Here is a 23,336-nt window from a genome sequence, read left to right as displayed (position 1 = left end):
GGTTCAGGCCTTCATATGAAAATAACTATTTCTTTTAAGGAGGTGGGAAGAATGGCTGTACCTTTTAGAAGAACTTCTAAAACAGTAAAAAGAAAGCGTCGTACGCATTTCAAATTATCAGTACCTGGTATGGTAGAGTGCCCAAGCTGTGGTGAAGCGAAATTAGCTCACCGTGTATGTAAAGCATGCGGTACTTACAAAGGTAAAGAAGTAATCAGCAAGTAATTGCAGGGAAATAAACGCAGAAGATATCTTCTGCGTTTATTTTTTTTGTCTTAATCTTTAGTTGTTGTATTCTATCTTTTCTAGTAACTGCATATGCTTAATAAAAAATGCATAGGGAGGACTAGAGAAATGGCGACAACAAGACAAGATGCTTGGACTGATGATGAAGATTTGCTTCTGGCAGAAGTAGTACTCCGGCATATTCGAGAAGGTGGAACACAACTTTCTGCCTTTAAGGAAGTGGGAAAAAATTTATCTCGTACACCAGCAGCATGTGGATTTAGGTGGAATTCTTACGTAAGAAAGCAATATAAAGAACGTATTGAGGAAGCGAAGCAACTTCGTAAAGTAGAAAATTATGAAGTGAAAGAGACAAAAGTGTTAGAACCTACGTCAATTACGTTGAATGATGTTATTGATTTCTTGCAAAATTATAAAGATGAAAACTCTTTAACGGTGTTGCAACAACAAGTTGAATCATTACAAACAGAAAGAGAGCGTCTTCTGGAGCGATTATCAGTATATGAGGAAGAGTATAGAACATTGCTTGATTATATCGATCAAAAAAGAAGTGTAATGGTAGCGGAAAGAAACAATGCTCGCTCGACTGAGAAGTTAGAGAAGCTTAAGAAATAAAAAAACAGCTGTTATACAGCTGTTTTTTTTATTTCTTAAGCCGATTCTTCATTTGTAACCGCATTCAAATTTGTTTCTGGATGCCAAATATAAAAATCTCCATCAGTTACTGATACGGGGCTGAAATTTAATTTATCCCAAAAACCAGCTGAATGAATACGCGCTATCGTTTTAATAGGAAATTGCAGTTGTTTCGCATGATTTACAAGCATTTGTCCGAATCCTTGTTTTTGAAAAGTTGGTAATACTTCAAGTTTATAAAGTTCTAGGTAAGGACCTGTAATTTCGAATGGTTCTCCGCCGTTTCTTTTCATATATAGACTCATACGTGCGATTAGTGATCCGCCATAATAAATACCGTAAAATGGAGATTCACTGTCGTTTTCAATAATGTTTGCTTGCAATTCTTCCAGCATAGATAGTTCCTGGGCTCCGCACCCTTTAAATTTTTTGAATTCATCTAACGTTTTATAATTGATGAGCAAGCGCTCAACTTTTGGGAATCCCATTACATCACATCCTTTTCTTATCTCGTTGAATGCAGAAAAGTAAAAATATTTATAATAATAGTATAACTCATTTTTTTATTTTTATGAAGAAGATAGTATATTTCTTTTATTATTTTTTTGAGGATTTGCTAAACTAAGAGTATAAGTGTATTAATAGGCAGTATATACATAGTGAAAAATGAGAGTGTATTTGTTTGGCAGAGGACAACGAAATTATAGGGCGTGCTCATGTACTTTAAAAAGATATGAAAAAGGGGGGAGGCAAGGGCACTTAATGTGAATCCCTTGTGTGAAAATGAAAATTGGAATTGTCGGACCAGGTGCTATTGGTCTATTGTATACATTTTATTTACAAAAAAGTAACCAAGATGTTACGTTGTTTACAAGAACAGCTAAGCAGGCTGAAGAATTAAATGAAACAGGTGTAACTTGTATTAGAGATGGAAGATGGGAAACAGTATATCCGCCTGTTTTACCGATAGAAAGTATGGTAGCGCAAAATTTAGATTATATATTTATTGCTGTGAAGCAATATCATATAGATGACATACTACCGTTTGTGGAAGGTGCATCATCATTAATCTTTTTGCAAAACGGAATGTCGCATCTCCCAAAGATGCTGCAAATAGGGAGTGAAAATATAGCTGTTGGTATTGTAGAACATGGTGCGAAAAAAGAGGGAGGGCACATCGTTCATCATACTGGAGTAGGTGTAACGAGATTTGGAGTGGTTTGTGGCCAATCTATACATTTTAAAAAAATATTTCATTCTTTTCCTGTTGCTTATTTTCCAGTTCAAATAGAAACAGATTGGGAAGAGATTATGCGCAAAAAATTAGTAGTAAATGTATGTATCAATCCGTTGACAGCGTTATTGGGAGTAAAGAATGGTGAATTAATCACGAATCGTTTTTTTTATCAAATGATGGAGCAAGTGTTTCAGGAGGTCGCATTTCTTATTAGAGGAGAAAAAGAAATGGTATGGCAAATGGTACGAAATGTGTGTGAAGGAACGTCTCGTAATACATCCTCTATGTTAGCGGATGTAAGAGCGAATAGACAGACGGAAATTAATGCGATTGTTGGGTATGTATTAGAAGAGGCTAAGAAACAGCAACGACCAGTTCCGACACTTCAATTTTTGTTCGATGCAATAAAGGGGTTAGAAACAAGAGTATAAGTGTTATTCTTTGCTTTTAAGTGAAACATTGACTACAATGTGGATTGGTGAGAGAACTGGATACGAAAGGAAGAATTATATGGAGATAAAAGAAATCTCTGTTCCGCAACAAGGTGTTGTAGCGGACTATATGAACGGTAAAAAAGAGATACAGTCATGTTTTGATTATATGTTAACAGAAGATGCTTTTAAACAACGTTTACATGATTTGCGTGAAAGGGAGTTTTTCCGCCAAGATTTAGTAGCGCATTTATTAGAATATAATACAAAATTACAAGCGGGAGAATCTACACTTCAAAATGTAAAAGCGCTTGGAGATGAAAATACATATGTTGTTATAGCTGGACAACAAGCGGGGTTATTAACTGGACCGCTTTATACAATTCATAAAGTTATTTCAATTTTACAGCTTGCAAAGGAAAAGGAAGAAAGTTTAGGGGTTAAAGTTGTCCCTGTCTTCTGGATTGCGGGTGAAGATCATGATATGGATGAGATTAACCATACTTTTGTAGCGAAAAATAAAAAGATGAAAAAAACTATTTTTTATGATCGTAATCCGAAAAAGGCGAGTGCTTCTGAGTCTGAACTTTCTGTTGAAGATTGTAGAAGTTGGATTGAAGAGATTTTTAAAACATACCCAGAAACAAATTTTACAAAGGATGTATTAAAATTTGTTGATGATGCTTTGAAAAAATCGAATACGTATGTAGATTTCTTTGCTCATCTTATTACGAAAATCTTTGCTAATTCTGGTTTAATCCTTGTTGATTCACATCATCCTGAATTAAGAAAGTTAGAAATTCCATTTTTTAAGCGAATTATAAGTAAGTATAAAGAGGTGCAAGAGGGGCTTCGTAATCAGCAGGAAGTAATTAAAGAACTAGGATACAAACCGATTATTGAAACGAAGTCTCATGCAGTGCATATATTCATGGAAATAGATAATGAACGAGTATTGCTTGAAGAGCATCAAGGTAAGTTTGTTGGAAAGGATGGGGCGCATTCCTTTTCATATGAAGAGTTGATTGAAGAAATGGAGAGAAATCCGGCACGTTTTAGTAATAATGTTGTAACGCGTCCTCTTATGCAAGAGTATGTATTTCCTACGCTCGCATTTATTGGAGGTCCAGGGGAATTAGCTTATTGGAGTGAATTACAACAAGTATTCCATACTGTCGGTTTTCAAATGCCACCTGTCGTTCCTCGTCTTACAATTACTTATGTGGAGAGAGATATAGCGACAGATTTATTCGATCTGCAATTGAGAGAAAGTGATCCGTTTTTAAATGATGTCGATAAACTGCGTGAAAACTGGTTGTCTAATCGAGTAGAGGAACCGATTGATGATCATTTTGAAAAGGCGAAAAAAGAAATTGCCGATATTCATATATCTTTACAGCAATTTGTAAAGAAAATAGAGCCAGGATTAGGTGCGTTTGCAGGGAAAAACGAATTGAAAATTAATGAACAAATTGAACTGCTGGAAAGAATGTTGAAAAGAAATGTTGAGAAAAAGTATGAGGTTCAGCTAAATAAATTCCGCCGTATACAATTCGCACTTCGTCCATTAGGTGCGCCGCAAGAACGTGTGTGGAATGTATGTTATTATTTAAATCAGTTTGGTTTGGATTTCGTTGATCGTGTAATGGAAAACCCTTTTTCTTGGGACGGAAAACATCATGTTATAAAACTATAAAATCTTGCTCTTTGGAGCAGGATTTTATTTTTATTCCGTTGAATTTACTGTGAAGTGATTTTTTTCTGAATTATCAATCAAAAAAAGTGTTGGATATGGTAATTGTGTTGGATACTTAAATATATGACAAAATAGCACAAAATGTAAACGTATTATTCGCTTTTTCGACAGTTTTTTATTTAAATTCCCGCAAAAGATGATAAAATTTAGTATATAATAAAAGAAAATAGCGATTTGTATAGTATGTTGCCTTTGTTGGTAAGTTAAATGAGTCGTTCTTTCGTATTATTTCATTCTCTAAGCGTGAAATATGTGCTTAGAGGAAGGGATACATTCAACATAATTAATTGGAAAAAGAGTAGGTGCAACAATGTTTAAACACGTAACAGTGCTTTTAAAGGAAACAGTAGACGGCTTAGATATAAAGCCAGATGGTACATATGTAGATTGTACACTGGGGGGAGGAGGACATAGTTCTTATTTATTATCTCAATTAACTGAAGGTGGAAAATTAATAGCGTTTGATCAAGATGAGATAGCGATTCAAAACGCGAAAGAAAAGTTCTCTTCATACGGTGAACAGTTTATAACAGTAAAGAGTAACTTCCGTTATTTAGCTGAAAAACTGCAAGAAATAGGTATAACAGAAGTAGACGGTATTTTATTTGATTTAGGTGTTTCATCCCCACAATTAGATACACCAGAGCGAGGCTTTAGTTATCATCATGATGCACCGTTAGATATGCGGATGGATCAAGATGCCCCATTAACAGCATATGATGTTGTAAATAGCTGGTCATATGAACAACTTGTAAGGATTTTCTTCCAATACGGTGAAGAGAAATTTTCAAAACAAATTGCAAGAAAAATTGAAGCTTATCGTGAGAATAAAGCTATTGAAACGACAGGAGAATTAGTAGAGCTAATTAAAGAAGGTATTCCGGCTCCTGCTCGTAGAACTGGTGGGCATCCTGCTAAGCGGGTGTTTCAGGCAATTCGTATAGCTGTAAATGATGAATTAAAAGTATTTGAAGAAGCATTGGAATCTGCTATTGAGATGGTTAAGCCAGGTGGAAGGGTTAGTGTTATAACATTCCATTCATTGGAAGATCGTATTTGTAAAACAACGTTTAAGCGAAATAGTACAACGCCACAATTGCCACCAGGATTACCGATTATTCCTGATGAATTTAAGCCGAAATTAAAGCTTATTACAAGAAAACCGATTTTACCTTCTGATATAGAGCTAGAAGAAAATAATCGTGCGCGTTCTGCGAAGTTGAGAATCGCTGAAAAACGATAAAAGGGAGAGAGAGGTATGACTAATTTAGCTGTAAAGTACAAACAACAAGCGCAAGAAGAGGTGCAAATTCAAACGCCCCCACAGCAGATGGCTAAGCCGAAGGTTAAAGCGAAAATTACAAGAATCGAAAAACTGTTGTATGTAGCGTTTATTGGCTTTTTATTGTATGCCTGTGTCGCGTTTATTGGAAATAAAGCAGGCCTTTATCAAGTTAATGTAGAAGCAGCGACGATAGAAGAAAAAATTGTACAGCAGCAAAAAGAAAATCAAGAATTACAAGCTGAAGTAGAGAAGTTAAGTCGCTATGAACGAATCGCTGAAGTTGCAAAAAAACATGGGCTAGAAATTAATGCGAATAATGTGAAAGGCCTCAAATAAGGCAATAGGTGTGAAGGAACGATGAAGAAGAATATGACTAAATTTCATACCAATAAGGGAGCAGGTTATTTTATGATATTTTTCCTCCTGCTCTTTTTGCTGTTATTAGCCCGATTTTTTTACATACAATCAACAGGAACAGTTCATAATCAGGATTTAGATGCACTTGCTAAACAAAAGCATAGTAAAAAAGGAGTTCTTGAAGCGAACCGAGGAACCATTTATGATCAAAACGGTCATGTGTTAGCACAAGACGCAAACTCTTATAAAATAGTAGCTGCGCTAAAAGGTGCTAACTCTGTTGAGAATAAAGAAGATACTGCAAAGAAAATTGCAGGAGTACTTGGAAAAGGCGAAGAGGATATTTTAGCTTCTTTAAATAAGGAAGGTAGAAGTCAAGTCGAATTTGGAACGTTAGGCAAGGATTTGACGAAAGAAAAGAAGGAACAAATAGAAGCGTTGAAATTGCCGGGAATATCTTTTATTACAGAAAATGCAAGGGTGTATCCAAACGGTGATTTTGCATCTTACGTTATAGGTCATGCAAAACCAAATGAGAATGGAACCTCGGTAGGTCAATTTGGCATAGAAAAAAGCTTGGATAAATACTTAAGTGCTTCTAATGGAGAAGTAGCGTATACAGGTGATCGTAAAGGTGTATCCCTTGATGGTGGAAAAGTTAATGTAAAGGCACCTAAAAATGGAGATAACGCTTATTTAACAATTGATCAACGTGTCCAAAGTTATTTAGAAGACGCGATGAAAGCAGCAAGTAAGCAATATGAGCCAGAAAGTTTAATAGGGATTGTTGCAGATCCGAAAACCGGAAAAATATTAGCGATGTCTACTAAACCTAGTTATGACCCTAATGATCGTCAAATTAAATATTTCTTCAATGACGCAATTGCCAATGCATTTGAACCTGGATCAACAATGAAAATTTTCACGTTAGCGGCAGCTATTAATGAAGGTGTGTACAAAGGGCAAGATTATTATCAGTCCGGGACATATCAAGTCGGAAATAGGAAAATAAAAGATCATAACGGTGGTGCTGGTTGGGGCTCTATCACGTTTGATGAAGGGGTAGAGCGTTCTTCAAACGTAGCGTTTGCAATTTTAGGAGATCAAAAACTTGGTCCAGAACGTTTCCGAAAATATATTCATAGTTTTGGATTAGATGAAAAAACGAACATTGATTTATCAGGTGAAGGATCGAATACAATTTTATTTGATCAGCAAATACAACAGGTGACAACAGCTTTTGGACAAGGTTCCACTGTAACACCTATGCAGCTTGTACAAGCTGCAACGGCCATTGCAAATGATGGGAAAATGATGAAACCTTATGCAATTGATAAAATTGTAGATCCGATAACAGACAAAGTAAAATTAGAACATAAGCCAGAAGAAGTAGGAAAACCTGTTACAAAGGAAACAGCAGCGCAAGTAAGACAGTTATTAGAACGTGTTGTTACATCTCCGAAAGGTACAGGGACAGCTTATAAAATTGATGGATATTCAGTTGGTGGTAAAACAGGTACAGCGCAAATTCCGGATGGAAAAGGCGGCTATATGACAGGAAGACAGAATTATATATTCTCATTCTTAGGTATGGCACCAATGGACGATCCACAACTTGTTGTGTATGTAGCTGTTAAACAGCCGAAATTAAAAGATGATGAGAACGGCGCACAACCTTTAGCTGATATTTTTAAATATGTAACAAAAAATAGTTTAGAGTATTTAAAGATTAAGCCAAATGAAGTGAAAGATCCGAAAAAACATCTGAAAGAACAACAAACTACTGTTCCAGATGTAACTGGTAAAACGATGGCTGAAGCGGGGAAAGCGATTGATAAAGCAAAACTTCGTCCAATCGTACTAGGTGAAGGGAAAGTACAGCAACAAGTACCAAAAGCGACTGAACAAACATTAAAAGGCGACCGAGTCTTCTTGGTAGGAGATAAGCCTACAATGCCAAATATACAAGGATGGGCACTACGTGATGTTATGAATTTAGCGAAGACATTACAGCTTAACTTGAAACCTTCTGGTACAGGATACGTAACAGAACAAAGTGTGGCGGAAGGAACATTATTACAACCTGGTACAGAATTAGGTGTCACACTCGTACCGCCACTCGAACCACAACAAGAAGCAGAAAAGCCGTAATGGTAAAAGAGAAGAAGTTCTAATTAAATAAGTACAAGCATATATTGGAACAAGCTAGGCGTAAGGGAGGCTTGTTCCGATATGCGTGTATCAAATGTAACAGTTAGAAAACGACTTATTTTTATACTTATATCAGGTATACTTATTTTCACTATTATCGATATTCGTCTTGGATATGTGCAATTTTTTCTTGGGAATATGTTAACGGATCGTGCGAAAGATTCATGGAGTCGTAATATTACTTTTGAACCCGAACGTGGGAAAATTTTAGACCGAAATGGTGTGGAACTTGCCACGAATAAAAGTGCTCCAACTGTCTTTGTTGTACCGAGGCAAATTGAAAAACCAGCAGAGACTGCAGAGAAGTTAGCTGCAGTATTAGGTGTGGAAAAAGATGAGATTTATAAAAGAATTACAAAAAAAGAATCGATTGTAAGGTTAGATAAAGGCGGAAGGAAAATATCACATGACAAAGCGAAAGAAGTACGAGGATTAAGTTTGAAGGGCGTGTATATCGCAGAGGATTCTATCCGGTACTATCCATTTGGAAACTTTTTATCACATGTATTAGGTTTTGCAGGTAGCGATAACCAAGGTCTTATGGGACTAGAAAAATATTATGATAAAGAGCTAAATGGGGACAAAGGTCATGTGCGTTTTTTTGCAGATGCGAAAGGACAAAGGATGCCTAATGTTGGTGATGATTTCAAAAAGCCAGAAGCCGGTTTAAATTTAGGATTAACAATCGATGCGCGTATTACAAGGATTATGGAAAGAGAAATGAATATTGCGGAGTCAACTTATAATCCAGACGGTATGATTGCAATTGCAATGAATCCTAAAAATGGTGAAATTTTAGGTATGTCTAGTCGGCCGAGTTTTGATCCAGCGGATTTTCAAAGTGTCTCTCCAGAAGTGTATAACAGAAATCTACCTGTGTGGAGTACGTATGAGCCTGGTTCAACATTTAAGATCATTACACTAGCTGCAGCATTGAATGAAAATTTAGTAGACTTAGAGAAGGATACGTTTTATGATGATGGAGCAGCTGAAGTCGGTGGAGCTAGATTGAAATGCTGGAAAGCAGGAGGTCATGGCAGTCAAACGTTTTTAGAAGTCGTTCAAAACTCATGTAACCCGGGATTTATTGAACTTGGTGATCGCCTTGGTAAAGACCGATTATTTAAATACATTCGTAATTTTGGTTTTGGGCAGAAGACTGGGATTGACTTGCAAGGTGAAGGCAGTGGGATTTTATTTAATTTAGATAAAGTTGGTCCAGTAGAGCAAGCGACAACTTCATTCGGCCAAGGGGTTTCTGTTACACCAATTCAACAAGTAGCAGCTGTAGCGGCGGCTGTAAATGGTGGAACATTGTATCAGCCGTATATAGCTAAGGAGTTTATTGATCCGAAAAATAATCAAGTTGTTAGTAAAAAGACACCTGTTGAGAAAAGAAAAGTTATTTCCAAGGAAACTTCAGAAAAAGTTCGTTATGCATTAGAGAATGTTGTAGCGAAAGGTTCTGGTAAAGGTGCTTATATTGATGGATATCGTGTAGGTGGAAAAACGGGTACTGCTCAAAAGGTGAAAGATGGTAAATATTTAGAGAATAATTATATTGTATCTTTTATCGGATTTGCTCCAGCGGATGATCCAGAGATTGTTGTGTATGTTGCTGTTGATAATCCAAAAGGGGTTACACAGTTTGGTGGAGTGGTAGCAGCTCCAATTGTCGGGAATATCCTTCGAGATGCGCTTCCTGTTATGGGAGTGAAACCGAGAAAAGAACAAGTTGAAAAAGAATATAAATGGGGCGATACACCAACTGTGGAAGTTCCGAATTTAATTGGAATGAAAAAGAAAGATTTACAAACACAACTCGTCGATTTGCAGCTTGATATAAGTGGAGATGGAGAGAAAGTAATTAAGCAATCACCAGAAGCGGGAGCTAAAGTAAAAGAAGGCTCGAAAATTAGAATTTACTTCGGGAATTAAAGGTAACATAGTACGTTTTATGGTACAATTGGTGGAAGTGAGTTCTTTATAGAACAGTTACTTAACTTGAGACAATAAGTGTCTCAGTCATAAATAGGCCAGTAGCACTTACCTCCTTATATAGGAGGTAATGTGTTGCTTACTGAAAAAAAGATAAATAAACAATGTAGAGAGGGTTTAGTGAAATGAAGTTGCATACACTTTTATCATGTTTGCATGATTTTCCAGTTGTTCCAAAAGAAAATCCAGAAATCACATCTATAGAAGCTGATTCACGTAAAGTGAAAGAAGGAAGCTTATTTGTATGTATGAAAGGATATACGGTTGATAGCCATGATTTTGCTAAGCAAGCAGCGGCACAAGGAGCGGCTGCTATTGTTGCGGAAAGACCAATTGATGTTGACGTTCCAGTTGTACTTGTGAAAAATACTTTTCGTTCGTTAGCGGTTTTAGCTGATTATTTTTATGGTCAACCGACACACAAGTTACATTTAATCGGAATTACAGGTACAAATGGAAAGACAACAACATCGCATATTATGGATGAGATTATGCGAGCACATGGTCATAAAACAGGGCTAATTGGAACGATTAATATGAAAATCGGTGATGAAACATTTGAGGTGAAAAATACAACACCAGATGCACTAACACTTCAACAGACGTTTTCAAAAATGGTTGAACAAGGTGTGGACAGCACGGTAATGGAAGTTTCGTCACATGCGTTAGATCTTGGTCGTGTACACGGATGTGATTACGATGTAGCGGTGTTTACGAACTTAACACAAGATCATTTAGACTATCATAAAACGATGGAAGAATATAAACATGCAAAAGGGTTACTATTTGCACAGCTTGGCAATAGTTATAATCATAATCGTGAAAAGTACGCTGTGCTGAATAGCGATGATAATGTAACAGAAGAGTATATGAGAAGTACTGCAGCAACTGTTGTAACATATGGTATTGATACAACAAGTGACATTATGGCAAAAAATATCGTTATGACGAGTGGCGGAACTACATTTACCCTTGTCACACCGTATGAAAGTGTAAATGTTACGATGAAATTAATAGGTAAATTTAATGTATATAACGTACTTGCAGCAACAGCAGCAGGACTTGTTTCGGGTGTGAAATTAGAAACAATCATTGCTGTTATAAAGGAACTAGCTGGGGTTCCAGGGCGTTTTGAAGTTGTTGATGGAGGACAAAATTATACAGTTATTGTTGATTACGCACATACGCCGGATAGTTTAGAAAATGTATTAAAAACTGCAAAACAATTTGCAAAAGGTGATGTGTATTGTATCGTTGGTTGTGGTGGCGATAGGGACCGAACGAAGAGACCGATAATGGCAAGTGTTGCAACAAAATATGCAACTCATGCAATTTACACATCAGATAATCCAAGAAGTGAAGATCCAGCGGCTATTTTAGATGATATGGTACATGGTGCAAGTGGAAATAATTATGAAGTGATTATTGATAGAAAAGAAGCGATACACCATGCAATCACTAAAGTAAAAGCAGATGATATCATTATTATTGCTGGTAAGGGTCATGAAACGTATCAAATTATTGGTAAAGAAGTTCATCATTTTGATGATCGAGAAGTTGCGAAAGAAGCAATTACAAGGCGTTTAAACAACGAAGAGTAACAACGTGAGAGGAGGACTACATGTGCTTGAGCAAGGTTTATTAGTAACGGCTGGGGTAGCATTCTTAATTTCTGTTGCCCTTTCGCCATTGTTTATTCCATTTTTAAGAAAATTAAAGTTCGGACAGAGTATTCGTGATGAGGGACCAAAGTCACATCAAAAAAAATCAGGGACACCGACAATGGGTGGTATCGTCATATACGTATCTATGATGGTAACTTCACTTATTATGGCGATTAAGTTTAATTATTTAGGTGCAGAGGTTTCGTTATTACTATTAGTGACGTTTGGTTACGGATTAATCGGATTTTTAGATGACTACATAAAGGTAGTTAAGAAGAGAAATCTTGGTTTAACATCAAAACAAAAATTAGTAGGGCAGCTTGTTATTGCTATTGCATTCTTTTTAATTGGAAAAGGGCAAGCGTTCCACACATACATCATGATTCCGGGAACGGATGTTAAGTTTGAATTAGGTTGGGCGTATTTTGTACTTGTACTATTTATGCTTATTGGTGGATCAAATGCAGTTAACTTAACTGACGGTTTAGATGGTTTATTATCAGGAACAGCTGCTATTGCATTTGGAGCATTTAGTATTATTGCTGTGGCACAAGAGCAATTTGGAGTAGCGATATTCTGTATGGCAGTGGTAGGAGCTGTACTTGGATTTTTAGTATTCAATGCGAATCCAGCAAAAGTGTTTATGGGAGATACAGGTTCATTAGCTTTAGGTGGAGCCATTGCAGCTGTAGCGATTTTATTAAAACAAGAATTGCTACTTGTAATTATTGGCGGAGTATTCGTCATGGAAACTTTATCGGTTATTATTCAGGTCATTTCATTTAAAACAACAGGAAAACGTGTCTTTAAAATGAGTCCATTACACCATCATTATGAATTATGTGGTTGGTCAGAGTGGCGTGTTGTTGTGACGTTTTGGTCTGCAGGATTTTTATTAGCTGTGTTAGGAATTTATATCGGGGTGTGGATGTAATTGAAAACTGTAACTGAATTTCAAAATAAGAATATTCTTGTATTAGGCATTGCAAAAAGTGGTTATGCAGCAGCTACATTGTTACAAAAGTTAGGGGCGAATGTCATTGTAAATGACGGAAAGCCTTTAGCAGACAATGTACTTGCTGCAGAATTACAAGCAAAAGGAATGGACGTTGTATGCGGTGGCCATCCTTTAGAATTATTAGAGAGAAATATTTCTCTTGTCGTTAAAAATCCAGGAATCCCGTATTCTAATCCAATATTAGTTGCTGCGAAAGAAAAGCAAATTCCAATTGTTACGGAAGTTGAATTAGCATATCGTATTTCAAAAGCGCCATTTGTTGGAATTACAGGATCTAATGGTAAAACGACGACAACAATGCTGACATTTGAAATGTTAAAAGAAGGACAAAAGCATCCTGTTATTGCAGGGAATATAGGAACTGTAGCTTGTGAAGTAGCACAGGATGCAAAAGAAAATGAAGTTGTAGTTACAGAACTTTCATCGTTCCAATTGATGGGAGTAGAATCGTTCCAGCCTAAAATTGCAGCGTTCTTAAACTTATTTGAAGCCCACTTAGATTATCATGGGACGAAGAAGGAATATGGTTTAGCAAAAGCAAATGTTTTTAAAAACCAAACAGAAAACGATTATAGTGTAATAAACGCGGATGATGCAGATGTGATGGCTTTATCTGCGGATACTAAAGGTCAAAAAATCTTGTTTTCGACAACGAAAGAAATTGAAGATGGCGCGTGTATAAAAGATAACGCTCTTTATTTCAAAGGTGAAAAAGTTGTTGAAGTAAGCGATATCGTTTTACCTGGTCAACATAATCTAGAAAATATTTTAGCTGCGATGAGTATTGCGAAATTATTAGGTACTTCTAATGAAGCAATTACGATCGTGTTAAAACGTTTTACGGGTGTAAAACATCGTTTAGAATATGTAACAACGATTAACAACCGTAAGTTTTATAATGACTCAAAAGCAACGAATATGTTAGCGACTGAGAAAGCACTATCTGCGTTTACACAACCGATTGTGTTACTAGCAGGTGGGCTTGACCGCGGAAATGAATTCGATGATTTAATTCCGTATTTCAAAAATGTAAAAGCGATTGTAACATTTGGACAAACAGCTCCCAAACTAGTAAGAGCGGCAGAAAAAGCGGGATTAGATATAATTGAAAGTGTCGATACTTTAGATGAAGCAGTGGTGAAAGCTTATGCTCATTCTAAAGAAGGTGATGTTGTTCTTCTTTCTCCAGCGTGTGCAAGCTGGGATCAATTTAAAACATTTGAAGAAAGAGGAGACATTTTTATACAAGCTGTGCATAAACTTATATAAAGTAAATCAAAACATCAGTAGGCTAACACCTACTGATGTTTTGTTACATAGGGCAAAAGGTTCTGCCTAAAGAGGTGGTGTTTGTGGGTAATGAAGAAAACGCCTGATTTTATGCTCATCATCGTAACACTTTCATTGTTGACAATCGGAATGATTATGGTTTATAGTGCGAGTGCAGTTTGGGCCTCTTATAAAATGGGGGACTCATTCTTTTTTGCAAAAAGACAATTACTGTTTGCGGGTCTTGGTGTAGTAGCTATGTTTTTTATTATGAAAATTGATTATTGGGTGTGGCGTACGTATTCAAAAGTAATTTTGCTAGTTTGCTTCATTCTTCTTATTCTCGTTCTTATTCCTGGAGTAGGTCTTGTTCGAGGAGGAGCACGAAGTTGGATTGGGATCGGAGCATTTTCGATTCAACCATCAGAATTTATGAAGTTTGCGATGATTATTTTCTTGGCAAAGTTTTTAGCGGAACGGCAAAAATTGATCACATCTTTTAAACGTGGTTTATTACCGGCTCTTAGTTTTGTGTTTCTTGCTTTTGGGATGATTATGTTACAGCCAGACCTTGGGACAGGAACGGTAATGGTTGGGACATGTATCATTATGATATTTATTTCGGGAGCGAGGGTCTTTCACTTTGCAATGTTTGGTTTGATTGGTGTAGCGGGATTTGTAGGATTAATTGCATCAGCACCGTATCGAATGAAACGCATTACATCATATTTAGATCCGTGGTCAGATCCGCTTGGAAGTGGATTTCAAATTATCCAATCATTACTCGCAATTGGACCTGGTGGATTATTTGGGCTTGGACTTGGACAAAGTAGACAAAAATTTCTTTATTTACCTGAACCACAAACTGACTTTATATTTGCAATCTTATCCGAGGAATTAGGTTTTATTGGTGGTTCATTTGTGTTATTATTATTTAGTCTATTATTATGGCGCGGGATTCGTATCGCATTAGGAGCGCCAGATTTATATGGTACGTTTTTAGCAGTAGGTATTGTGGCGATGATTGCGATTCAAGTAATGATTAATGTTGGTGTTGTAACAGGACTGATGCCTGTTACGGGTATTACCTTGCCGTTTTTAAGTTATGGTGGATCAAGTTTGACATTAATGTTAATGGCAGTAGGTGTATTATTAAATATAAGTCGCCATTCTCGCTACTAAACCCTGTTTATAAGACAGGGTTTTTCGTATGTGTGTAAAAATGCAATATGTATATAGAAATAAATATAATGGAAATAAGAAAAGAGAAGCGGAGGAGTTAGTAGTGCGTGTATTAGTTAGTGGTGGGGGTACTGGTGGTCATATTTATCCAGCTCTTGCTTTAATTAGAGAAATAAAAAAGTTAAATCCAGAAGCAAGATTTTTATATATTGGTACGGAAAATGGACTAGAGAGTACAATCGTTCCAAAAGCAGGTATACCATTTCAGTCTATTGTTATAAGTGGATTTAAACGAAAAATATCATTAGATAATGTGAAAACAGTAATGCGTTTTCTAAAAGGTGTACAGGATAGTAAACGATATATTCGTCGTTTTAATCCGGATATAGTAATTGGAACGGGTGGATATGTATGTGGACCAGTTGTATACGCTGCAGCCAAATTAGGTATTCCAACTATTGTACATGAACAAAATAGTGTACCAGGTGTAACGAACAAATTTTTAAGTCGTTATGTTGATAAAGTTGCTGTTTGTTTTGAAGCAGCTACAGAGCATTTTCCAGAGTCAAAAGTGGTAATGACAGGTAATCCGCGAGCATCAGAGGTAATGGATCAAAATGGAATGAAAGGGAAACGTTCAGTTGGGCTTTCTCTTCCTAAAAAGTCTGTACTTATATTTGGTGGAAGTCGTGGAGCTAGACCAATTAACGATGCCTTCGTTGAAGCAATTGAACAGTTTGGGAACAAAAGCTACGAAATACTATATGTAACAGGTGAAGTACATTATGACAAAGTGATGGAAGCCGTGAAGCAAAAAGGGAACCCGAACAATGTTATTATTAAGCCGTTCATTCATAATATGCCAGAGGTACTAACTGGTGTAGACCTTGTTGTTTCAAGGGCTGGGGCAACAACACTTGCAGAATTAACAGCGTTAGGAAAACCAAGTGTGTTAATACCGAGTCCGTACGTAACAAATAATCATCAGGAAAAGAATGCACGTTCAGTTGTTGATAAAGGAGCGGCAAAAATGTTACTTGAAAAAGATTTAACAGCTGAAACGCTTATTCGTGATATTGATGAGATTTTATTGGATGCACAAACATTACAAAATATGAAGCTAGCTGCTAAGCAACTAGGTATTCCAGATGCAGCAAATAAGCTGTATGAAGTAATGAATAAGCTTGTAAAAAAATAAAGTGAGGCTTTAATCGGTGGGGAGTGATTCTTTCTTGTTGATTATTACCTTTCACTAATCGGATGTTTACTGGCATCCCGATTCTCGCCTAACTTCTTTGTTACCGCCGAATTTTGATTTAGGAGCTGTACTGCCCGTAAATAGAGGGATAACGTTAGGTGAACGTCCTGCATATTATTGTCATAAGGAGACTTAATATGGGGGAGATTGTCTATGGAACAATTAGTAAATGAGCTTATAGAAGCAGACGTTGGTCGTGTTTTAGTTAACGAGTCGTTAGCACGTTATACAACTATGAAAATAGGTGGACCAGCAGATATTTTAATTGTGCCAAAGCATGTAGCCGGTATTGAAAAAACATTACAGTTAGTAAAGCAATACAAAACGAAGTGGACTGTAATTGGGCGCGGTTCAAACCTTCTTGTATCTGATCAAGGCATAGAAGGTGTTGTTATTCGTTTAGGAGAAGGATTAGATCACTTAGAGGTCGAAAAACATAAGGTAAGAGTTGGTAGTGGATATCCTCTTATTAAATTGTCAACTTTACTTAGTCGTCAAGGGTTAGCTGGATTGGAGTTTGCAAGCGGTATTCCAGGAAGTGTCGGTGGTGCAGTATATATGAATGCAGGTGCACATAAATCGGATATATCGAGTGTATTATCGAAGGCTCTCATTCTGTTTGAAGACGGTACAATTGACTGGTTAATGAATAAAGAACTGGAGTTTTCTTATCGGGCATCTGTATTGCAAACGAAACGTCCTGGTATTGTTTTAGAGGCGGAGTTTCAATTACAGGCGGGAAAACGTGAAGAAATTGTACGTAGCATGCAAAATAATAAAGATTACCGCCGTGAAACGCAACCATGGAATCACCCGTGTGCAGGAAGTGTATTTCGGAATCCAATCCCACATTTTGCAGGAGATTTAGTAGAAAAAGCAGGGCTTCGTGGTTATAGGATTGGTGGAGCTCAAATTTCTGAAATGCATGGCAATTTTATTGTTAATACCGGGGGAGCTTCAGCGCAAGATGTATTGTCCTTAATTGAATTAATAAAACATACAATTAAGGATAAATTTGATGTAGATATGCATACAGAAGTAGAAATCATTGGAAGATAACGGTTATTCGTTCCGCTCATTATCATTTATGTTATAATAAGAAGATAAGAACGGCATGAGGAACATGCCGTTCTTTATGTTACATAGGGGGATCGTACATGAATAATAGTAAAGTGATTAAACTACAAGATCGTGTACCAAAATTGAAAAATCAAAAGAAAAAAAACAAAAAAAATGTTAATCATCGATTGATTTTATACATATCAATTTTATTTTTATTAGTGCTCTTTTTAATTTATTTTCGGTCTCCGCTTAGTAATATAAAAAAGATTAGTGTGTTTGGAAATCACTATATGACGGATGAGCAAGTAATGAAGGATTCAGGCGTGACATATGATACAAGTTATTTCCGAGTGACAGCACATAAAGCTGAAGAAAACTTAACGAAGCGAAAAGAAATTAAAGCAGTAAATGTAAAAAAACGTTTTCCAAACAAGATTGATATTCATATCGAAGAATATTTAACGATTGGTTATATAAATAAAGAGGGAAAATTACAACCGTTATTAGAAAATGGAAAAACGCTTGATGTACTACCTAATGGAAAACTTCCTGTTGCAGCACCGATTTTCGAACCTTTTAAAGAAGAGAAAATGAAGGAGTTAATCGCTGAACTAGAAAAATTAACACCAGCTATTTTAAAATCTATTTCGGAGATTCGCTATTCACCAACGAATGCGAATGAAGATCATCTTACTTTATATATGAATGAAGGTTATGAAGTGAGCACTACGATTCAAAATTTTGCAAAACGTATGGAAGCCTATCCGCTTATTTTAAAAACAATTGAGCCAGGTAAGAAGGTATTAATTGACTTAGAAGTAGGTGCATATACGAAAGAATTAGGTGCGGAAGAAAAAAAAGAATAGAATGGTAGTTTTCGTTGATTATAGCAGAAAAAACAAAACGAATGTTCTATTATATGTATACGAATTTAGAAGAATGGTTCATTTGATGAAAAATATGTAAAAATTCTTAGATTCATACTAGTATTGGTACAAGTTTCACTTTTCTATGAGTACATCTTAGTGTAGACTTATACTTGGCGGTAAACTTTACACTCGAAATAGAATTATTTCAAGATAAGCAGTTATTCATAGTTTACTGCGATATTCTTAATTGAATGCTAAATAAAAATAAGAAAAATATAGGGTTAAAAAAGGGAAACGTATAAAGACGTTGAATATTTTTCTTATAAATAGTAAAGTTGCGATTGTTGTTCCATATATTGAGTTGTATGGTATAAATAAAGAAGGAGGTGCCAAAGAATGAACAGCAATGAAATATATGTTAGTCTTGACATCGGTACATCCAATGTTAAAGTCATCATTGGTGAAATGGTTAATGACAGCTTAAACATTATTGGTGTTGGAAATGTAAAATCAAATGGTTTAAAGAAGGGATCGATAGTTGATATAGACGAGACTGTTCGATCAATTAAAAAAGCAATTGAACAAGCTGAGCGCATGGTGGGAATCCACATTGAGCAAGTTGTAGTAGGTGTCAATGCAAACCAGGTACAGCTACTTCCTTGTCACGGAGTAGTCGCTGTTTCAAATGAAGATCGTGAAATCGGGAATGAAGATGTCTTACGCGTTCTAGATGCAGCACAAGTTGTGTCAATTGCTCCAGAACGTGAGTTTATTGATGTGGTACCTCGACAGTTCATCGTAGACGGTCTTGACGAGATTAACGATCCACGCGGGATGATCGGTGTAAGATTAGAAATGGAAGGTACACTTATTACAGGCTCGAGAACTTTACTACATAACCTACTTCGTTGTGTAGAAAAAGCAGGTCTTGAAATTGTTGATATTTGTCTTCAACCTTTAGCGGCTGCAACAGTTGCTATATCTTCAGATGAAAAAAATAGAGGAGTAGCCCTTGTTGATATGGGGGGAGGATCTACAACTTTATCTATTTTTAAAGATGGAGAGTTACAAGCGACGAGCGTATTACCATTAGGTGGAGACCATATAACGAAGGATATTGCGATTGGGTTGAAAACTTCAACAGAAAATGCAGATCAAATTAAGTTGAAATATGGACATGCTTTTTATGATACAGCATCTGAAGAAGAGATGTTTACGGTTCCTATTATGGGAAGTGATCAAACAGAACAATATTCTCAGTTGGAATTATCGGATATAATAGAGGCTCGTGTAGAGGAAATTTTAATGTTTGTTCAAGATGAAGTGCGTAAGTTAGGAGTAAAGCAAGTGGCTTCTGGTTATGTACTAACTGGTGGAATTGCTTCTATGCCAGGTGTTCTTGACCTTGCATATGATATTTTACATGAAAATGTTCGTGTAGCAACTCCTGATTATATTGGTGTGCGTGAGCCCCAATATACAAGTGGAGTTGGATTAATTAAACATTCTTATCAAAAAGCTAAATTACGTGGGAAAAATGTGCAGGAAAAGCAAGAGCATTTTGAACCAGTACCAGCACCAGCACCAACGCCGGTACAACAGCAACCTGCAAAACAAAAAACTCGTAATCAAAACAATAATAATCAAAATGATGACCGCATGATGTCAAAAGTAAAACGTGTATTCCGTTATTTATGGGATTAAAATTGGACACGAAAAATGAGGTTCTAGGGGGATTTCGACATGTTAGAGTTTGATACTACTCAAGATCAATTAGCGAATATAAAAGTTATCGGTGTCGGCGGTGGCGGAAACAATGCTGTAAACCGTATGATTGAACACGGTGTACAAGGTGTAGACTTTATCGCTGTGAACACTGATGCACAAGCATTAAATCTATCAAAAGCTGAAACGAAAATGCAGATTGGTGGAAAATTAACGCGTGGACTTGGTGCAGGCGCAAACCCTGAAGTAGGGAAAAAAGCTGCAGAAGAAAGTAAAGAACAGATCCAAGAAGCACTTCGTGGTGCGGATATGGTCTTCGTAACTGCCGGTATGGGCGGTGGAACTGGAACTGGTGCAGCTCCAGTTGTTGCTCAAGTTGCAAAAGAATTAGGTGCTTTAACAGTTGGTGTTGTAACACGTCCATTTACTTTTGAAGGACGTAAGCGTGCGACGCAAGCAGCATCTGGTATTGCAGCATTTAAAGAAAATGTAGATACTCTTATTGTAATTCCAAACGATCGCTTATTAGAGATTGTTGATAAAAATACGCCAATGTTAGAAGCATTCCGTGAAGCTGATAACGTATTACGTCAAGGTGTTCAAGGTATTTCGGATTTAATTGCAACGCCAGGTTTAATTAACTTAGACTTTGCAGACGTAAAGACAATTATGTCTAATAGAGGTTCTGCTTTAATGGGTATTGGTTCTGGTAACGGGGAAAATCGTGCTGCAGAAGCTGCGAAAAAAGCGATTTCTAGTCCATTACTAGAAACATCTATTGATGGAGCTCAAGGTGTTATCATGAACATTACGGGTGGCGCTAACTTAAGCTTATATGAAGTACAAGAAGCGGCAGATATCGTAGCTTCAGCTTCAGATCCAGAAGTAAATATGATCTTCGGTTCTGTTATTAACGAAGGATTAAAAGATGATATCGTTGTAACTGTAATTGCAACTGGTTTTGATGATAGCATTGCAACTCAACCACCAAAACCAATTATTCGTCCGAATGCGAACCACACGCAACAACAGCAACAACCAGTAGCTCAACCTTCAAAACAACGTGAAGTAAAACGTGAAATGAAGCGTGAAGAGCCAGTTGTACATGAGCGTCATTCAGATTCAGATGATATCGATATTCCAGCATTTTTACGTAACCGTCGTAGACGATAAAAAAAGGAGCTTTCATGCTCCTTTTTTGTTTTTTAAATGGAAAAGACCTGCTAAGCAGGTCTTTTTTTATTTCGTATATTTCAATATATTTTGTTGGTGAAAATAAGAGTATATCATTCTATGAATTTGTACTTTTATTTTTTACCGACAGATTATGTCTAGAAATCACAAAATAACAAAAAAACACCTCCGCAAATTGACACACTTTCCTATTGGATATGCATTATACTAGTCTCAACTTGAAAAAAGAGGTGAATTGTTTGGTTGTTTACGCCGACGTTGTTTGGTTGTTAAACGCCTGCATTGATTTTCTTTTGCTTTTATTAACAGCTACCGTGTTAAAAAAGAAGATCAAAAGATGGAGGCTTGTGTTAGGGGCATTTATAGGTTCAACTATTGTTATTTTTGCCTTTACTCCTTTTGCTTCTATGATGACACATCCAATTATGAAACTACTGTACTCGTTACTTATTGTGTATACAGCATTTGGGTTTACAACATTTAGAAATTATGCACAAACTGTTTTTACTTTTTACTTTGTAACCTTTATGGTTGGCGGAGGATTAATTGGAACTCATTTCTTTTTGCAAACGAATGAAATGGTAAATGGATTGGTTCAATCTCAGTCAATTTCTTACGGCGATCCAATTAGTTGGTTATTTGTTATTTTTGGTTTTCCGGTAATTTATTATTTTTCTAAAAAGCGTATTGAAAGCGTAGAGGTCACGAAAATACACTATGACCAAATTGTGAAAGTAAAAATTCAATTAGCGGAAGAAGAACTAGAACTGGCAGGTCTTATTGACAGTGGGAACCAACTTTACGACCCATTAACAAAAACACCCGTTATGATTATGCATGTTTCATCATTAGAACATTGCTTACCATCTTGGTTAACAGAACAAATTTATTCCAAAACAGAAATTCCTCAAATACCAGAAAATGATTCTGGTTGGGCGACAAAATTACGTTTAATTCCTTTCCGTGCAGTAGGAGTAGAAAGTCAATTTTTGTGGGCAATTAAGCCTGACAGTGTGCAAGTTGATCATGAAGGTAGTTCTATTGTTGTAAACAAAGTATTAATTGGATTAAATACACAACAACTGTCTACTAATGGGGAGTATCAATGTATTGTGCATCCAAAAATGTTGATTTCACAAAAAATGGTGATCGCTTAATAATGAGAGGCGGGATAATATGATGAAATTAAAATTTTATTTAGTATACCTTTGGTATAAAGTATTGCTGAAATTAGGAATTAAGACCGATGAAATTTATTATATTGGTGGAAGTGAAGCGTTGCCACCACCGTTAACGAAAGAAGAAGAGGAAGTTCTTTTGAATAAATTGCCAAAAGGAGATCAGGCAGCAAGGTCATTACTTATTGAACGCAACTTAAGGCTCGTTGTATATATAGCAAGAAAGTTTGAAAATACAGGGATAAATATTGAAGATTTAATTAGTATAGGAACAATCGGCCTTATTAAAGCGGTAAATACATTTAATCCAGAAAAGAAAATAAAATTAGCAACATATGCATCGCGTTGTATAGAAAATGAAATTTTAATGCATTTACGTCGGAATAACAAAAATCGTTCGGAAGTTTCTTTTGATGAACCGCTAAACATTGATTGGGATGGGAATGAACTATTGTTGTCTGACGTGTTAGGTACAGATGATGATATTATTACAAAAGATTTAGAAGCTACTGTAGATCGTCACCTTTTAATGAAAGCATTACACCAATTAAATGATCGTGAAAAACAAATTATGGAACTTCGGTTTGGGCTTGCTGGAGGAGAGGAAAAGACGCAAAAAGATGTGGCGGATATGCTTGGGATTTCACAGTCATACATTTCGCGTTTAGAAAAAAGAATTATAAAAAGATTACGAAAAGAATTTAATAAAATGGTGTGAAGAATAAGACCAGCCGTTATGTAGGCTGGTCTTATTCTATTT

General features: G+C 36.3%; 20 protein-coding genes. 19 read left to right on the top strand and 1 reads right to left on the bottom strand.

The window, feature by feature from the left end; genetic code table 11:
* The first annotated feature begins 51 nt into the window (after positions 1-51).
* On the top strand, positions 52-225 hold the full coding sequence (rpmF, locus tag CQ064_RS20620) for a 50S ribosomal protein L32 (protein ID WP_001984764.1): 174 nt from the start codon (positions 52-54) through the stop codon (positions 223-225).
* A gap of 129 nt (positions 226-354) precedes the next feature.
* Positions 355-861, top strand: a complete 507-nt coding sequence (locus CQ064_RS20615; RefSeq protein WP_000246469.1) for an RsfA family transcriptional regulator — start codon at positions 355-357, stop codon at positions 859-861.
* A 35-nt stretch (positions 862-896) separates the two neighbouring features.
* Here CQ064_RS20615 and CQ064_RS20610 read toward each other — a convergent pair whose 3' ends face one another.
* Positions 897-1,370 carry an N-acetyltransferase gene (locus CQ064_RS20610; protein WP_000506690.1) on the bottom strand — a complete coding sequence of 158 codons (474 nt, stop codon included), beginning with the start codon at positions 1,368-1,370 and terminating at the stop codon, positions 897-899.
* A 295-nt stretch (positions 1,371-1,665) separates the two neighbouring features.
* Here CQ064_RS20610 and panE point away from each other — a divergent pair, with 295 nt between their 5' ends.
* From panE to sigE, 17 genes are all read left to right on the top strand, one after another.
* Positions 1,666-2,550, top strand: a complete 885-nt coding sequence (gene panE / locus CQ064_RS20605) for a 2-dehydropantoate 2-reductase (protein ID WP_014482115.1) — start codon at positions 1,666-1,668, stop codon at positions 2,548-2,550.
* Positions 2,551-2,629: 79 nt separating this feature from the next.
* Positions 2,630-4,246, top strand: a complete 1,617-nt coding sequence (bshC, locus tag CQ064_RS20600; protein ID WP_000403042.1) for a bacillithiol biosynthesis cysteine-adding enzyme BshC — start codon at positions 2,630-2,632, stop codon at positions 4,244-4,246.
* Positions 4,247-4,616: 370 nt separating this feature from the next.
* Positions 4,617-5,549 carry a 16S rRNA (cytosine(1402)-N(4))-methyltransferase RsmH gene (rsmH, locus tag CQ064_RS20595; protein WP_000472508.1) on the top strand — a complete coding sequence of 311 codons (933 nt, stop codon included), beginning with the start codon at positions 4,617-4,619 and terminating at the stop codon, positions 5,547-5,549.
* A gap of 15 nt (positions 5,550-5,564) precedes the next feature.
* Positions 5,565-5,927: a cell division protein FtsL gene (ftsL, locus tag CQ064_RS20590; RefSeq protein WP_000182804.1), complete on the top strand. Its 363-nt coding sequence runs from the start codon at positions 5,565-5,567 to the stop codon at positions 5,925-5,927.
* A 21-nt stretch (positions 5,928-5,948) separates the two neighbouring features.
* Positions 5,949-8,099, top strand: coding sequence for a penicillin-binding protein (locus tag CQ064_RS20585; RefSeq protein ID WP_000739956.1), 2,151 nt, complete (start codon positions 5,949-5,951; stop codon positions 8,097-8,099).
* An 81-nt stretch (positions 8,100-8,180) separates the two neighbouring features.
* Complete coding sequence (locus CQ064_RS20580; RefSeq protein ID WP_001266235.1) at positions 8,181-10,097, top strand: stage V sporulation protein D; 1,917 nt, start codon at positions 8,181-8,183, stop codon at positions 10,095-10,097.
* A 185-nt stretch (positions 10,098-10,282) separates the two neighbouring features.
* Positions 10,283-11,758: a UDP-N-acetylmuramoyl-L-alanyl-D-glutamate--2,6-diaminopimelate ligase gene (gene murE / locus CQ064_RS20575; protein WP_000766290.1), complete on the top strand. Its 1,476-nt coding sequence runs from the start codon at positions 10,283-10,285 to the stop codon at positions 11,756-11,758.
* A 22-nt stretch (positions 11,759-11,780) separates the two neighbouring features.
* On the top strand, positions 11,781-12,755 hold the full coding sequence (mraY, locus tag CQ064_RS20570; protein ID WP_000893060.1) for a phospho-N-acetylmuramoyl-pentapeptide-transferase: 975 nt from the start codon (positions 11,781-11,783) through the stop codon (positions 12,753-12,755).
* A complete protein-coding gene (murD, locus tag CQ064_RS20565; RefSeq protein ID WP_000860102.1) occupies positions 12,756-14,108 on the top strand; it encodes a UDP-N-acetylmuramoyl-L-alanine--D-glutamate ligase in 1,353 nt (450 codons plus the stop codon).
* 90 nt (positions 14,109-14,198) lie between these two features.
* The gene (gene spoVE / locus CQ064_RS20560) at positions 14,199-15,290 is read left to right on the top strand and encodes a stage V sporulation protein E (protein WP_000753524.1); all 1,092 of its coding nucleotides are present in this window, start codon (positions 14,199-14,201) and stop codon (positions 15,288-15,290) included.
* A 103-nt stretch (positions 15,291-15,393) separates the two neighbouring features.
* Positions 15,394-16,488, top strand: coding sequence for an undecaprenyldiphospho-muramoylpentapeptide beta-N-acetylglucosaminyltransferase (gene murG, locus CQ064_RS20555; RefSeq protein WP_024927913.1), 1,095 nt, complete (start codon positions 15,394-15,396; stop codon positions 16,486-16,488).
* A 213-nt stretch (positions 16,489-16,701) separates the two neighbouring features.
* On the top strand, positions 16,702-17,607 hold the full coding sequence (murB, locus tag CQ064_RS20550; RefSeq protein ID WP_000437027.1) for a UDP-N-acetylmuramate dehydrogenase: 906 nt from the start codon (positions 16,702-16,704) through the stop codon (positions 17,605-17,607).
* Positions 17,608-17,705: 98 nt separating this feature from the next.
* Entirely contained in the window at positions 17,706-18,476 is a 771-nt protein-coding gene (gene divIB, locus CQ064_RS20545; protein WP_001065789.1) for a cell division protein DivIB, read from the top strand.
* A gap of 399 nt (positions 18,477-18,875) precedes the next feature.
* On the top strand, positions 18,876-20,183 hold the full coding sequence (gene ftsA, locus CQ064_RS20540; RefSeq protein ID WP_001087557.1) for a cell division protein FtsA: 1,308 nt from the start codon (positions 18,876-18,878) through the stop codon (positions 20,181-20,183).
* A gap of 39 nt (positions 20,184-20,222) precedes the next feature.
* Complete coding sequence (ftsZ, locus tag CQ064_RS20535) at positions 20,223-21,377, top strand: cell division protein FtsZ (protein ID WP_000888984.1); 1,155 nt, start codon at positions 20,223-20,225, stop codon at positions 21,375-21,377.
* Between the two features lie 260 nt (positions 21,378-21,637).
* The gene (gene spoIIGA, locus CQ064_RS20530) at positions 21,638-22,555 is read left to right on the top strand and encodes a sigma-E processing peptidase SpoIIGA (RefSeq protein WP_000261975.1); all 918 of its coding nucleotides are present in this window, start codon (positions 21,638-21,640) and stop codon (positions 22,553-22,555) included.
* Positions 22,556-22,574: 19 nt separating this feature from the next.
* Positions 22,575-23,294, top strand: a complete 720-nt coding sequence (gene sigE / locus CQ064_RS20525) for an RNA polymerase sporulation sigma factor SigE (RefSeq protein WP_000976948.1) — start codon at positions 22,575-22,577, stop codon at positions 23,292-23,294.
* Positions 23,295-23,336 lie beyond the last annotated feature (42 nt).

The sequence above is a fragment of the Bacillus sp. MYb78 genome (assembly GCF_002975115.1).
Taxonomy (GTDB): Bacteria; Bacillota; Bacilli; order Bacillales; family Bacillaceae_G; genus Bacillus_A; species Bacillus_A cereus.
This window is presented reverse-complemented; position numbering and strand designations above follow the sequence as displayed.

Bases quoted from the DNA above. Each gene is read 5' to 3' on its own strand.
- rpmF (WP_001984764.1), top strand. From the start codon at position 52: ATGGCTGTACCTTTTAGAAGAACTTCTAAAACAGTAAAAAGAAAGCGT.
- CQ064_RS20615 (WP_000246469.1), top strand. From the start codon at position 355: ATGGCGACAACAAGACAAGATGCTTGGACTGATGATGAAGATTTGCTT.
- CQ064_RS20610 (WP_000506690.1), bottom strand. From the start codon at position 1,370: ATGGGATTCCCAAAAGTTGAGCGCTTGCTCATCAATTATAAAACGTTA.
- panE (WP_014482115.1), top strand. From the start codon at position 1,666: ATGAAAATTGGAATTGTCGGACCAGGTGCTATTGGTCTATTGTATACA.
- bshC (WP_000403042.1), top strand. From the start codon at position 2,630: ATGGAGATAAAAGAAATCTCTGTTCCGCAACAAGGTGTTGTAGCGGAC.
- rsmH (WP_000472508.1), top strand. From the start codon at position 4,617: ATGTTTAAACACGTAACAGTGCTTTTAAAGGAAACAGTAGACGGCTTA.
- ftsL (WP_000182804.1), top strand. From the start codon at position 5,565: ATGACTAATTTAGCTGTAAAGTACAAACAACAAGCGCAAGAAGAGGTG.
- CQ064_RS20585 (WP_000739956.1), top strand. From the start codon at position 5,949: ATGAAGAAGAATATGACTAAATTTCATACCAATAAGGGAGCAGGTTAT.
- CQ064_RS20580 (WP_001266235.1), top strand. From the start codon at position 8,181: ATGCGTGTATCAAATGTAACAGTTAGAAAACGACTTATTTTTATACTT.
- murE (WP_000766290.1), top strand. From the start codon at position 10,283: ATGAAGTTGCATACACTTTTATCATGTTTGCATGATTTTCCAGTTGTT.
- spoVE (WP_000753524.1), top strand. From the start codon at position 14,199: ATGAAGAAAACGCCTGATTTTATGCTCATCATCGTAACACTTTCATTG.
- murB (WP_000437027.1), top strand. From the start codon at position 16,702: ATGGAACAATTAGTAAATGAGCTTATAGAAGCAGACGTTGGTCGTGTT.
- divIB (WP_001065789.1), top strand. From the start codon at position 17,706: ATGAATAATAGTAAAGTGATTAAACTACAAGATCGTGTACCAAAATTG.
- ftsA (WP_001087557.1), top strand. From the start codon at position 18,876: ATGAACAGCAATGAAATATATGTTAGTCTTGACATCGGTACATCCAAT.
- ftsZ (WP_000888984.1), top strand. From the start codon at position 20,223: ATGTTAGAGTTTGATACTACTCAAGATCAATTAGCGAATATAAAAGTT.
- sigE (WP_000976948.1), top strand. From the start codon at position 22,575: ATGATGAAATTAAAATTTTATTTAGTATACCTTTGGTATAAAGTATTG.